11 protein-coding genes are annotated in these 14229 nt (G+C 45.4%); 10 read left to right on the top strand and 1 reads right to left on the bottom strand.

Annotated elements, in window-relative coordinates; translation table 11 throughout:
* Positions 1-147 precede the first annotated feature (147 nt).
* The 6 genes from Q0Y65_RS12790 to Q0Y65_RS12765 all read left to right on the top strand — a co-directional run bounded on the left by Q0Y65_RS12790 (position 148) and on the right by Q0Y65_RS12765 (position 8281).
* Complete coding sequence (locus tag Q0Y65_RS12790) at positions 148-1344, top strand: type II secretion system F family protein (protein WP_297960454.1); 1197 nt, start codon at positions 148-150, stop codon at positions 1342-1344.
* Between the two features lie 18 nt (positions 1345-1362).
* On the top strand, positions 1363-2943 hold the full coding sequence (pilM, locus tag Q0Y65_RS12785; RefSeq protein WP_297960450.1) for a pilus assembly protein PilM: 1581 nt from the start codon (positions 1363-1365) through the stop codon (positions 2941-2943).
* A gap of 18 nt (positions 2944-2961) precedes the next feature.
* A complete protein-coding gene (locus tag Q0Y65_RS12780) occupies positions 2962-3753 on the top strand; it encodes a hypothetical protein (protein WP_297960446.1) in 792 nt (263 codons plus the stop codon).
* Positions 3754-3836: 83 nt separating this feature from the next.
* Positions 3837-6719 (top strand): polymer-forming cytoskeletal protein, encoded by a 2883-nt coding sequence (locus Q0Y65_RS12775; protein ID WP_297960443.1) that lies wholly within the window; start codon positions 3837-3839, stop codon positions 6717-6719.
* A gap of 15 nt (positions 6720-6734) precedes the next feature.
* Entirely contained in the window at positions 6735-7265 is a 531-nt protein-coding gene (locus tag Q0Y65_RS12770) for a type II secretion system protein J (RefSeq protein WP_297960440.1), read from the top strand.
* A 14-nt stretch (positions 7266-7279) separates the two neighbouring features.
* The gene (locus tag Q0Y65_RS12765) at positions 7280-8281 is read left to right on the top strand and encodes a type II secretion system protein (RefSeq protein ID WP_297960438.1); all 1002 of its coding nucleotides are present in this window, start codon (positions 7280-7282) and stop codon (positions 8279-8281) included.
* Between the two features lie 68 nt (positions 8282-8349).
* Here Q0Y65_RS12765 and Q0Y65_RS12760 read toward each other — a convergent pair whose 3' ends face one another.
* Positions 8350-9231: an A24 family peptidase gene (locus tag Q0Y65_RS12760; RefSeq protein ID WP_297960436.1), complete on the bottom strand. Its 882-nt coding sequence runs from the start codon at positions 9229-9231 to the stop codon at positions 8350-8352.
* A 137-nt stretch (positions 9232-9368) separates the two neighbouring features.
* Here Q0Y65_RS12760 and Q0Y65_RS12755 point away from each other — a divergent pair, with 137 nt between their 5' ends.
* From Q0Y65_RS12755 to Q0Y65_RS12740, 4 genes are all read left to right on the top strand, one after another.
* On the top strand, positions 9369-11051 hold the full coding sequence (locus Q0Y65_RS12755) for a GspE/PulE family protein (RefSeq protein ID WP_297960433.1): 1683 nt from the start codon (positions 9369-9371) through the stop codon (positions 11049-11051).
* A gap of 34 nt (positions 11052-11085) precedes the next feature.
* The gene (locus tag Q0Y65_RS12750; protein WP_297960430.1) at positions 11086-12213 is read left to right on the top strand and encodes a type IV pilus twitching motility protein PilT; all 1128 of its coding nucleotides are present in this window, start codon (positions 11086-11088) and stop codon (positions 12211-12213) included.
* Positions 12214-12695: 482 nt separating this feature from the next.
* Complete coding sequence (locus tag Q0Y65_RS12745) at positions 12696-13193, top strand: prepilin-type N-terminal cleavage/methylation domain-containing protein (protein ID WP_297960427.1); 498 nt, start codon at positions 12696-12698, stop codon at positions 13191-13193.
* Positions 13194-13405: 212 nt separating this feature from the next.
* Positions 13406-13999, top strand: a complete 594-nt coding sequence (locus Q0Y65_RS12740) for a type II secretion system protein (RefSeq protein ID WP_297960424.1) — start codon at positions 13406-13408, stop codon at positions 13997-13999.
* Positions 14000-14229 lie beyond the last annotated feature (230 nt).

Raw genomic sequence — 14229 nt, 5'->3', positions numbered from 1 at the left:
GTATATTTCTTGGTAAATATTGATAAAAAACGGCAGATTATTTATGTCAAAAAAGCGATTGAAAAGTAACTCTTAAGATGTTATAATTGTTATTATTAAGGCAGTGTGAAACGTTCATCACAAGTAATTAATTATGGAGGTGGTTTCATGAAGAGTTATTCCTATATTGCTCAGGACGCAAGAGGTAAACAGATCAAGGGTGTCATGAATGCGGAAAATGAGCAGGAATTCAGGCAGAGAGCTCAGGAAAAGGGCTTGTATGTCAAGGATTATAGGGAAGGCGATTCAGGTGACGCAAAATCAATGTACAAGTTCAACACGAAGGATCTCAGCTTCTGCTGCAGACAGCTCAGCGCTATGCTTACTTCGGGTCTGACACTTGTAAAAGCCATCGATATCCTCACAAAGGAGCAGGAAAACGAAAAGGCGAGAGCAATTTGGCAGGACATTTATGAAAATGTTCAGAAGGGTGAATCCTTCTCGTCAACTCTCGAAATGCATTCGGATTCTTTCCCCGACTTCCTGATCTCAATGGTCGGAGCCGGCGAGAGCAGCGGTTCGCTGGATATCATCATGACAAGAATGGCAGATCACTACGCTAAGGAGAATAAGCTGAAGAACTCGATCAGAAGCGCTATGATCTACCCGATCATCCTGCTGGTTCTTTGTATCGTTGTTGTAATCTTCCTCTTTACGTTTATCATGCCTACATTTATCGATATGTTCGAGGATAAGAGCAAGATGCCGCTCCTCACGAAGATGATGGCGGCTATCAGTGACTTCCTGAGAACAAAGTGGTGGCTCCTCCTTATCATAATCGTGGGTCTCGTAGCAGGCTTCAAGTACGGTATGACGGTGCCCAGCTTCAGGAAAAAGGTCCACAGAATGATAATCAAGGGACCCGGATTCGGTCCTCTCGTTACCAAGATCTACACCGGAAGATTCGCAAGAACCCTTTCATCACTCTACTCCAGCGGTATCCCCATGGTAGAGTGCCTCGAAAGATCTTCCGCCATCCTTGGAAACTCATACATCGATGAAAAATTCGAGGACGTTATCGACGAAGTAAAACAGGGCGAGACCCTTTCTTCGGCAATAACAAGAACAGAGATCTTCGAGCCTATGTTCTGCTCGGTAATCTACGTCGGCGAAGAGTCGGGTGCTCTTGACTCGATCCTCGAAAAAACATCTGATTATTATGAAGAAGAATCAGACGCAGCGGTACAGCGACTCGTTGGTATCGTACAGCCGGTTCTCCTCATATTCATGGGTATTATCATAGGCCTTGTAGTATGTGGTGTTTACCCCGCACTCTACGGTTCGCTCGAAGGCCTCGAAGAATAAGGAAAGGTGGAAAGATAAATGCTTTCATTTGATATCACTGATAGAAATATACGAGTTGTTAAAGGTGTTGAGAACGCCGGAAAGATCAAGATCAGCTCCGCTGCTACCGTAAACGTAGAGGAGGGCTACATCGTAAACGGACACGTTAAGGATGTTCCCGCAGTTGCTACTCTTATAAACAACGTTCTTAAAATGCACAGGATGCCCGATAAGGAAGCGATCGTTTCGATCTCCTCCAACCTGACTATCTTCAAGGAAATGATAGTTCCCAAGGGCAGAACACAGGATCTCCAGAAGGCGGTTAAGATGCAGATGCAGGCTGAGCTCAATCTGGACGACTCCTACAGCGTATCCTACATCATCGTAGGCGATGCAGACAACAGCGAGGCAAGCGAGCCTTCGTACAAGATACTTGCTACAGCTTGTCCCTATGAGATCGTAAACAGCTACAGAGAGGTGTTCAGACTTCTCTCCACCATCTCTCTGAGATCGGTAATGATCGGATGCAACTGTATCACAAAGGTTCTTCTTGCTGATACAAAGATCAGATCAAAGATGCCTCTGCTTGCTGTTCAGATCGACAACAACTTCATCTCACTCAACCTTTATGAGCACGGTCAGCTTTCATTCTCGCGTTTCGCTTCCATCGACGCCGCTGACTACGGTTACTCCGACGACTATGTATTCGAGGCGGTAAACGAGAATATCTTCCGTATGCTCCAGTTCCACAGAAGCCGTAATACAGGCGAGTCCATCGAGAACGTCATCTTCTACGGCGACACTCACGAGTATGTAAGACTTACAGACGAGCTTGAAAAGCTGGACCTCAAGACCAGCCTCATCAATGTTCCTCCGCAGATCCACGGCCACGAAAATCTCGAGTTCTCACTCTACGCAAACGCTATCGGCGCTATGTTCAAGAGAAGCCGAGACGTGGAGAAGATCAACCTCCTTGAGGCTGACCTCGGAGCTGTTATAAAGAACAAGGTAAAGAACGAAAGCTCGGGTAATGTTATCCTTATAGCCTGCGTTGCAGGAGCTCTTCTCCTTGCAGGCGGTGCATTCGGAGTTCTGAAGTTCTGGGATAAAGGTATCAAGAACGATATCACAGAATGCGAGAACTATATAAACAGCGCTTCCACAAAGGAGAAGCTTGCTCACCACGAGAGACTTCTCAAGCTGAAGGATGTTGTAAATGCTTACTACACCAAGATCAACAACGCAAAGGACGCTTATCTTTCACAGCCTAACATTACAGGCGGCGAGTATGATGAGGTCGAGAAGATCCTCAAGGAGACCTGCGAGAAGAAGGAGATCAAGGAATACAGGATCCTGGCTCCCAAATATACCGACGGTGTGATGGCCTTTTCTGTACGCTGCGACGCAGTTGAAAAGGAATTCTCACAGAAGTTCCCTTCAGAGTTTACACAGAACCTTCTCAAGAGCGATAAGTTCAAGGGCGCTCGCTACAGCGGTTATAACATTAATACAGAAACCAATGACGAGACCAAGGAAAGCAAGGAAGTGATCGAGTTCAATGTTGAGGTTGACCTTTCACCCAACCAGAGCGCTTATCACCCTGAAGAGAAAAAGGACTAATGAGGAGGCTGAATAACGATGAAACTTACTTACAGAGATAAGATAATTGCTGCGATCCTTCTTGCAGTAACAATTCTGCTTGTGGGAATATTCGCTTTTTGCAGACCTACATGGCAGGACATTGAGGCACACAAGGAGTCTCTGGAAAAGGTAGAGGCTCAGAAGAAGGAGATTGATGACCAGATCGCAGAGATCCCCGGACTTCAGACAGAGATCAAGGAAATACATAAGAAGACAAACGAAGAAACAAAGATATTTGTTCCTCTTGACAGAGTAACAGATACCACCTACATCGACCAGTATATGCAGAGCTTTGCTGACGAAGCAAAGGTAAAGCTCCTGAGCGTAACTCTTGAGGATTCCGCACTTTCTCCTATAGATTATTACTATAGTGAGGTAAAGGATGATCTGGCAGATATGCGTAACGCTGCCGACATCAACGGTGACCTCAGGAAGAATTACGAGAGCCAGTATGCTGAAGGCCTTTCACTTTCACAGAGAGCTAAGGAATCCATCGTACAGACAGAATACGGCGTACAGGTTTACGGCACAAGAAAGAACATCTTCGATTATCTTGAGAAGCTCAAGAATTTCGAAAAGGCTGAAAACGTTGTTTCTGTTGATATCTCGGATTACAGCTTTGGTAAGGACGAGGCTGACGCAGCCCACGTTTCACTTCCCGATGGTAAGGAAGATGAGGTCGTTAAGGTTGCAGGCGGCGACGGCAAAGAGATAGCAAATGCTTCAACAGCAAATATTGTTATCACACTTTATTCAGTATACAGCATGGAGGAGCCCAACGTAGACTGATCCTCGTGAAGGACGTATACTGAATACCCTATGTTACGCGCTACGGTTATGAGACAAATATAACTTGAAAGGCGGTTAGGAAAATGAAAACAGAGAAGAAGAAAACACTGCGCGGCTCGGTACTGTTTACTGTTGTCTGCGTAATGGCCCTGCTGATAATCTTTCTGACCGGTACTCTGGCGCTTGCGTCTGCCGCAGGCAACAGAGCACACAGGTCGTATTCAACATCACAGGCTAATTACACAGCAAGAGCAGCAATCGAGTCATTCGCTCAGGCGATGAAGCGCGACGACGGAATCGCAGCAGCTGTACAGGCGCTGGGTTCAGGCTCGACAAAAAAGTCGATCACACCTCAGGTTGTGATCCCCGACAAGTCACTTGGTCAGATAGGCTATCTTGACGCTTCAGGAAACTGGATACCTGATCGTATCGAGATCACACCGGTTGAAGATTCTGAGGCATATGGCTTCTATGACAGTAACGGTGACGGAAAGAACGAATGGTGCAAGGTAGAGACAGTCAAGATCTCCGCTACCTGTAAGGTAGGTAAGGAGTACGAGACAGTATCTGCTTACATCCAGAAAACACCCTCCACTCAGAGCAAGAACAAGCCCGGCGGAATCAACGGTCTCCAGGAGGTCGGCGGTAACACTTTCGCAAACGGCGCCCTGGTAACAGGCGGTCTCGGTGTTGGTATCGGTGATTCAGTAGCTGAATGCTATCATTTCCACAATAAGTCAATTGTTGAAGCTACACTTATCTATGTGAATTCAAATCTCTGCGGCGGAACTTCAGGCTTTAGCATCAACGTTCTCAAGCCTGATGACGAGGAAAATGCTGCAAAGCCCTATTCACAGGTAGTTATCGACGGAAGCCTTATGATGGAAAACGACACCTTTATAAATCTCCAGTATGAGATGCCTGCAAACTATACTCAGAAGGAAGTTCCCTATCTGTTTATAAATGGTATGCTCACAAATAATCAGTCTTCAACTCTCAAACTGGTAGAAGGCAATCATTCACCTTATAATGTATTTATAGGTACTCTCAATCCTATAGGTCCCATAGAGATCAACGGTGATCTTTACCTTATGGATAAGGTTGACGGAACAGAATATACGGTTCCTTATATGGGAAAAGACGATAAGCTTAAACCTAATGGCGAGCGTCCCGACAGTGCTAAAGCGCAGGATGTAACAGCTCCTAAGGGCGTTAATCATTTTGGCGCTCCTGGAAAGAGTGGTAATAGACTTTATAAGTGGACGCAGTCTGTTGTTCAGAGAACAGATACTCAGTTCCAGTCAGTAGGCGGTAATATTTACTGCATGGGCGATCTCATTCTTGAAGGTGCCACTATAGATGGCGATGTAAGAGTTGAGGGTAATTGCACGATCAAAGGTAATGGTGTTACGATCAATGGTGATCTGGTAGTTGGAAAAACTCTTACTTTCGACGGTAAGGATGGTAAAAAAGTTGTAAAGGGTACTATATATAACAACAGCCATACAGGCGACGGTTCAAATGATGTATCAGGCTACACATTCCACCAGGATGCATTATATCCGGGTTATATCGAGATTCCCAATGAGGTCTATGACAACACAGAGGTTCCCGATATTGAGGTATGGGAAGATAAGAAGATGGATCACGCCCCCTATCATCAGGTATTAAAGTATCCTGACGGCACAGAAGAGGATCTTGAATGGGGTCACAAGTCTATATATGTACAGAAGGGCACAGAAAACTGGTATCCCGAAAAGCCCTACTATGCTACATACTATGATAACGGTCTTGGCTATGACGATATGGAAACTATCGTTTACAAGCCTCAGACAAAGTTCATGAAGAATCCCGACGGCAGCATCTTCTACGAGCTTGACGGTAACGGTCAGCCTCAGGAGGATGTAAACGGTCACAAGATCGTTAGAACATCAGACAGTGACAGCACATACTACAAGCAGAATGGTGACGATTACGATCTGGTTGACGAAACGGACGCCAGGGGCGATTACTACACCAAGGACGGAGAGAATCCTCCCAAGGTATATGGTAAGAACGAAATTAACAAGAACGGTACAAATGAAAAATATGTATCCTATGATACTTTCAAGGCAGCAAACGGTTCAGCTTATCCTACAAACATGACCAGAGAAAAAGTCTGGGGCGAAAAGAATGCTTCAGGTACATTTACTCCTGCTCTTTCCGATACAAAGATCGTCAAGACTCTTGCGGAAGTAAGAAAGGATCTTAACTTCAACGACGACGGCGAATATGATGAAAGTGTATACTTCACAGAAGTTCCCGACAAATATGTTCCTTCGGGCGGACTTCCCAACGCATTCGACGGCGGATCGCTCAATAAGGCTGTTTCATCGGGCGGATACATTGACAAATCCTGTATCATATGCGATCCTGACGATCCTTCAAATGAATTCAGCGTTCCAGAGACTATAAATGTCAAGGCTTCAAGCGAGATATGGATAGTTCTGAAGAACGTAAAGCTGTATGGCAAGGAGATAGTCGTTCATCCCAACGGCGGTAAGGTAAACTTCCTCATCGACGGAAAGGTCAAGCTCGATAATAACGCAGCTATCAGAAATTCTAATTTCGTAAACGGTTGTACAGTACGTTATGACGATGACTGGGGCATGGAATTCTTTGCAACAGAGGGTGCATCACTTGATATGGTTGATCCCTGCTGTGTAACAGGTACATTCAAGGCTCCTACACTGACAATAAGCAATAAGGTTGCAGGTCCCTATACTGTAACATATATCGATGAGTACGGCAAGTCATGGCCTAATCAGAAGCCTGTTCTCGTGGGAAGTGCCCTTGTAAGCAAGGTAACAGACGCTCAGAACAGCTTCAGCGTGCTGAACTCCGGCGGCAGCGGCGTAGGCGGCGCAGGAACGTCAATAAAGACTACATTCGGCTGGTACGACATCAAGTACTTCATGGGAGTATAAAGGAGGAATGTTCTTATGAAAAAAAGCAAAAAGAAGCTGAAGGGCATGACTCTTGTTGAGATGATAATCTCAATATTCATATTCGCACTTATGGGCGGTCTCCTTATCCTTATCGGTACACATATCGATAGTACTACAAAGGCGACCAACAGACTCAAGAACAAGATCGTTGTTGAGTCGCCCTATGCGGCGAACCACGTTAAGAAGATAGGCGTTGACGGCTCGGGAAATGACATCAATCTTCCCAGCACTGAGCTGGATATAGTTGTTGTGCAGGACGAGATCGATGGTAAGTATTATTACCAGGAGAAGGATGCTACAACAGGAAAAATGGTCGCAAAGGAAGCTGAATTCAAGAAGGGCGACAAGGTCGAGATGAAGGCAGACAAGTATGCCACAGAGGATCTTGTTACCGACGGTATGACAGCTGAGGAGAAAAAGGCATATCAGGAAGGCGTAAACGGCGGACTCAACCTTGAGTTCCTCGATATCCAGCCTGCTGCACCTCCGACTCCGCTCTCACCCACACCCGGCGGTGGTCCGTGATAGGAGGTACAGATATGAATACGAAAACTAAAAAGGGTTTCACCCTGGTAGAGCTCATAGTAGTTATGGCGATATTCTCCATACTGCTGTTAGGTGTTATGGCAATAACAAAGCCCGTATCGGTAATGTTCAAGAACACCTCGCTCTCTGAAAAGACCTATGCATATGCAAACAATATTCAGGTATACCTTCAGGGCAGACTTGAATACTCAGAGGATATCGTTGTTGCAACATCAGATAATATGGACGCAAACAGCGACGGTAAATTCGATGAGGTCGACCTGGCTGTAATGGTGGAGGACTTCCGCAAGTCTCACTTTGACAATACAGTAGGTTACAACGGAAAAGACGTGGTTCCCCTCAAGGGAAAGATCCACGTTCTCAGAATGGTAAACAATGCCGACGGAACATTCCCTCAGGGAGCTGTTACAGAGCGTGTGTTCGATTTCCAGAGTGATAAGGCTATACCCACATCAACAAAGGCAACTGAGGAGCAGATGCTCAATCCCGCATTCTTTACGGCAAAGGATTCTGCTTACAACTTCAGCTACTCCCTCGGCGCAGCGAACCTCGAACTGGTTCCTACACCTGCCACCGGAGACAGCGGAGAAGTATACAGAGCTCTTGACAAGGATGTATCCGATGAAAATGTAGGTATAAGCACAACAACTCTCGCAATGAGCATCGTTCTTGACAAGAAGACAGGCGGTGCTATAGACGTTGCAGCAGGTGCAGGAAAGGGCGCAAACGGTTACAGAGCATACAGAGATCCTGTGGCTCTTCAGGTCGTTAACCTTCCTCTGACAAATATCACTTACAGAAGCAATCATACAGCAACTGCTTACGGAATCTCAAGAACATACAAGGATCCCGCAACAGGCGTTGTAGAGTATCAGCCCGAGGGCGGTTCTCTTGTCGGAAATGCTTACGATGATTCAAGAGCAAACAAGACGGTTGACTTCAATAACGATATCTACTTTATCTTCTGCTACACAGACGAGATAATCAATAGCTGATAAGTAAAAAAACAGGCAGCAGTTTCAATGCTGCTGCCTGTACTTATTATTTTCTTTTTGCGGATACATCATGTGCCGCTCAGCCTTTCGGGTATGCTCAGATACCACTGAGCCAGCTGAGGTCCCCACAGGGCACCCACAGCAATACCGATTGCAAGGAAGGGACCAAAGGCAAATTTTGAATCCTTTGTTACCGCCTTTACTATAAGTCCGCCGATGGCGGCAAACATTATACCCACAAATGTTGAAACGATAACAGCTTGTGTTCCGAGGAACGCTCCTGCGGCAAACATCATCATGCTGTCTCCCAGCTCAATGGCTCTGAAGTCCTCACCGAACTTCTTTCTGATGATCGGTCTGCTGACCTCGCCAATGATAAAGAAGGGAACGCTGATAACAAAGGCGCCGATTATGCGGCTCTTCAGTGTCACGTCCTGATTCTCACGGGAGTACAGAAGATGCAGCGGGATCGCAAGAACAAGTATGATAACAAGCATACTTATGTATATGTCCTTGGTGTCCCAGTCAATGAAGCCGATAACTATCAGCAGGGACATAACAACGCAGGTTATTATGGATTTAACATTAATGTCCAGAACAAAAAACGTCAGAACGTAGAGAAGTCCGTTGAGGGCTTCCACTATGGGATAGCGCGGTGAGATCCTCTGACCGCAGTTGTGACATTTTCCTCTCAGCATGAGCCAGCTGAAAACAGGTATCAGATCAATGGGTCTGATCTTGGCACCGCAGGTCATGCAGTGTGAAGCTTTTTCCTTGTCTTCCTTGGTCCCCCCGATGCCGAGTACCGACTCGCCTGCGGGAAGCCTGTAGATGACAACATTCAGAAAGCTTCCTATACAAATGCCGAACAGGAAAATAATGACGTAAAACATGATCTTGAATGGCAGCTCGGTAAATTCACTATGGAGCATATCTTCAAATCCGAACATGATTTTACCCCTCCTTCATATTATTAGTGTACATAATATTATTATAACATAAATTATGGAAAATTCAAGTAAAATTTTAGAATACAGGTCTGTACGACGGATGCAGAATGTGTTCAGAAAATAAGCGGAGGTTTTTTATGAGAAACGAGAGAATTGGTGACTACTTAGTCAATCAAGGGCTGATCACAAGCGAACAGCTTCAGCAGGTTCTTGACGCTCAGAAAGCGTCAAACGGCTCAAAGAAGTTCGGCGACGTTGTTGTTGAGCTTGGCTTCATGTCTGAAGTTAACTTCGCAAAGGCACTGGCCGGAAACCTGAGAGTTCAGTACGTTGACCTCGATAACGTAGAGATCAATACAGACGCTGTACAGATGGTTCCCGAGGCTCTGGCAAGAAAGCATACAGTTATCGCTATCAATGTACAGGGCAAGCGTCTTACAGTTGCTACCAACGATCCTGTAAACTTCATAGTTCTCGAGGATATCAAGGTATCAACAGGTATGGACACGGTTCCCGTGCTTGCAACAACTTCAGCTATCAACAAGGCTATAGGCAAGTGCTACTCAATGCAGAACGTTGACAGCGTTCTCGAAGGCGTTAGCGCAATGGGCGGCGACCTTGGTGAAATGAGCGAGGCTGATCTTGAGTCCAAGGACAGAGTTGAAAGCGCTCCTATCGTTAAGCTGGCTACCACTATCGTTGAAAACTCATACAGAGCAGACGCTACCGATATCCATATCGAGCCCTTCGACAAGTATACAAGGATCCGTATCCGTGTAAACGGCGACCTGGTAGAGCTCATGAATATCTCCAGTGCAGTACACAGTGCGCTGACCACACGTTTCAAGCTCATCAGCGGCATGAACATCGCTGAGAAGAGAATCCCGCAGGACGGCCGTTTCACACAGGTCGTTGACGGAACAACTCTTGACGTCCGTGTATCCTCACTTCCTATGGTACACGGTGAAAAGATCGTTATCCGAATTCTTTCAACAGGACAGATCGCCCTCCGTAAGATAACGGATCTGGGTATGTCCGATTATAACTATACACTGTTCGAGTCCATGCTGAGAGTTCCTCACGGCGTTATCCTCGTTACAGGACCTACCGGTTCAGGTAAAACTACCACGCTTTACGCCGCTCTCGGTGAGATCGCCAAGCCTAACGTAAACGTCGTAACAGTTGAGGACCCTGTCGAAAAGGCTATCGACGGAATCAACCAGTGTCAGGTTAATATGAAGGCCGGCATGACATTCGCCGCAGCCCTCCGTTCTATCCTCCGTCAGGACCCTGACGTAGTAATGATCGGTGAGATGCGTGATACCGAGACAGCAGATATCGGTATCCGTGCCGCTATCACAGGTCACTTGGTTCTCTCCACACTCCATACCAACGACGCTGCTTCCACGGTTGTCCGTCTGGTAGATATGGGCGTTGCTCCTTACATGGTTGCTACTTCGCTTATCGGCGTTATCGCACAGCGACTCGTTAAGGTTCTCTGCCCCGATTGTAAGAAGCCGAGAATGACAACTCCCGAAGAAAATGACCTTATGGGTATAGATCACTCCATACAGATATTTGAGGCCGGCGGCTGCCCTGCCTGCAACAACACAGGCTACAGAGGAAGAACCGCTATCCATGAGATCATTCACTGTACAACAAAGGTTTCCTCCATCATCGCAGGCGGCGGTACTAAGGAAGAGATCGAAAAGGCTGCCAAGGAACAGGGAACCAAGCTTCTCCGTGACAACGCTGCCGAGCTTGTACAGGCTGGCGAAACATCAATCGACGAGCTTGTAAGAGCTACATATACAGTATAATGGCTTTGCACCTAATATAGGGAGGATAATTAATATGGCAATCGAAATTCATAGAATACTTGACGAGGTAAGACTCCTCGGCTGTTCTGACCTTCATTTCACAGACAGGATCGCTCCTGTTGTACGTCTTAACGGTACTCTCAGAACCATGCGTTCACAGTACCCCGAAATGGACGAGGAGGAAATACTCAATATCGTTCATCAGATGACAAACGACGCTCAGCAGACCAGCGTAAACAATCACCACGATACCGACTTCTCGTTCACAACAAGAAGCGGCTACCGTCACCGTGTAAATGTATACTTCCAGAAGGGCAAGCCCGCTATCGCTATCCGTCTTCTGAGAAACGATATCCCTACTCTTGAGGATCTGGGACTTCCTCCGATACTTGCAGACTTCGCTATGCGTCCCCGTGGACTTGTTCTCGTAACAGGCCCTACCGGTTCGGGTAAGTCTACCACTCTCGCTGCTATGATCGACTTCGTTAACCTTAACAGAAGCGCTCACGTTATCACAGTTGAGGATCCTATCGAGTATGTTCACGAGCACAAGAGATGTATGGTAAACCAGAGAGAGATCGGCGACGACGTTGATAACTTCGCCCTCGCTCTGAGAGCTGCCCTCCGTGAGGACCCCGATGTTATCCTCGTAGGAGAAATGCGTGACTTCGAGACTATCCAGGCTGCCGTAACCGCTGCCGAAACAGGACATCTCGTTATGTCAACACTTCATACAACATCTGCCGCTGATACCATCAACCGTATCATCGACGTTTACCCCGAGCATCAGCAGCAGCAGATCAGAACACAGCTGGCTAATAACCTTGTAGCCGTTATCTCACAGACCCTTATCCCCAAGAGAGACGGTACAGGACGTATCGCCGTAATGGAGATACTCAACGTAACTGACGCTATCTCGGCTATGATCCGTGATAACAAGATACATCTGGTACAGTCTGCTATTCAGACCGGTAAGCAGCAGGGCATGATGTCTCTGGATATGGAGCTTGCAAGACTGGTATCCAAGAACGTTATCAACGAGGTGGACGCTCTGGAGAAGTGTCTCGACAAGCAGGAGTTCTATCGTTTCCTGTCGCAGCTCGGCGGCGGCGGAATGAGAGGCGGAATGCAGCCTCAGATGCAAGGCGGAATGCAGGGCTGATAAAAACCTTAACGCTTATACTACCGTCGGACGTAAAATATGTCCGACGGTTTTCCTTTCTGTACTATTATAATATAAGTAAAAAGTGCCGGAGGAGCATTTTTTTTGAAAAATGAGCTTGTTTTTTTCTGAAAAAACCAGATGAAAAAATGAAAAAAGAGCCATAAAATATGAAAAATACCCCTATACAAAAAGTATATACAGCTGTGAATATAACAAAAACAAGATAAAACAATTACTTTATTCATAGATTCTTGTGCAATTCGACGGAAACCCTAAAAAATATAGGCCTATTCACCGTACTAATGTAAAAAGTGCCTTGATATATGGATTTTTTTTTCAAAAAGTGTTGACATTATATGAATAAGGTGGTATACTATAATCACAGGGAAGGGAAAGGGAGATAAAAAATCCCCGAACCCAAAAAACGAGTGGAAGCAAAGAGCTTTCACAAATCTATATTTATTAAGGAGGGTTTTCTTATGAAAACTACAAAGAAAGGCTTTACACTTATTGAGCTCATCGTTGTTATCGCTATCATCGGTGTTCTCGCAGCAATCCTCGTTCCTTCAATGCTTGGTTATGTTAAGAAGTCCAAGGTTTCTTCTGCTAACTCAACAGCAAGCACACTCCAGAAGGCTATCAACACAACTCTGATCGAAGTTGACGAGCAGACACAGTCTTCAGGCGATATCACAGCTGTTTCCAAGGCTGACAACAAGTCAAGTACAGCTATCACATTCACAGGTGCTCCTTCAGGCGTTGACTGCGAGAAGAAACTTAAGAACTACATGGAGAAGGCTAAGAAGATCGCTTTCACAGCTAAGTGCGAAGGCGGCGCTTGCGTAGCATGTGCAGTTCAGCTCGACAAGACATACACAGGTACAGCTCCTTCAGGCGTAGTTACAGTTGACAACTACAAGACATACAGCAACAAGATGGGCGATGCTCTTACAGAGGCTGAGAAGCTTGCTTCATAATCGGTAACGATTAGTCACTTGAAATGAAATTAAGAAATGCTCCTTCCAATCGGAGGGAGCATTTTTTATAAGGATAATGAGGCGCAGAATATCGGCTAAATGCACAATAAACAGGCGTAAAAATTGTTGCCTCACTACGGTTTTCATTATTGACAAAATGTGAACTTTTTGATATAATGTATATGAAGAATTGTATTGGGAGGTGCATTTCTATGAAAACGAAAAAGACGAGAAAGGGTTTCACATTGATAGAGCTTGTAATGGTTCTTGCCATCATGGGGATCCTGATCGCTATTATAATACCTTCATGGAGCTATTTTGTTAGAAGATCGCGTGAGAGGACTGCTAATGCAAAGGCTAAGGTTATATTCAATGCAGCGCAGACCGAAGTCACGAGAGTTAATATGAAGGAGAGACCTGATCTCAATGTCGCAAATGATCCCGCAGCTGACAGCGTAAAAAGGGCTAATGCCCAAAACGCTCTGTATATAGGCGATGGTGATTTTTATTTCTATTGGGACGGCAAGAATGGCGCCGAGGTAGATAAGGACGGAAATGATATCGGTTCTGATTCCAAGAGCAATATATCATTTGCCAACGGTATAAATAATATCAATAATAACGGCGAAGGTGTTTATAAGATATATGTTAATAACTACAATGTTCAGTCTGTAGTTTATTCTGATCTTGCAAAGGGTAGATACAAGGGTACATATCCTCGTATGATGGATGATTTGCCGGATGCGGTAAGATCGTCTGTAAGGTCAAATGCGGTTCAGAGCATTGATCTTAAATCAATAGTATAATGATAATAACGCAGCTTTCGGGCTGCGTTTTATTTTTTTGTCATTTTTCTGCCGACTGTGAGCTTTCAACATTTATAACTTTGCATAGTTGAAAATCTTCTGCTTGACACCGCAATCAAAAAGAGGTATAATATATTTACTGTCCGACAGAGAGCGAAAGCGGTCGAGGAAAAATTTTTCAGAATAAAATGAAAAAAGTGCTTGACAAATCTGCTGGAAAGTGATATAAT

The sequence above is a fragment of the uncultured Ruminococcus sp. genome (assembly GCF_947301925.1).
Taxonomy (GTDB): Bacteria; Bacillota; Clostridia; order Oscillospirales; family Ruminococcaceae; genus Ruminococcus.
The sequence above is the reverse complement of the archived record's forward strand: the minus strand, read 5'-3'. Positions and strand labels throughout refer to the sequence as shown.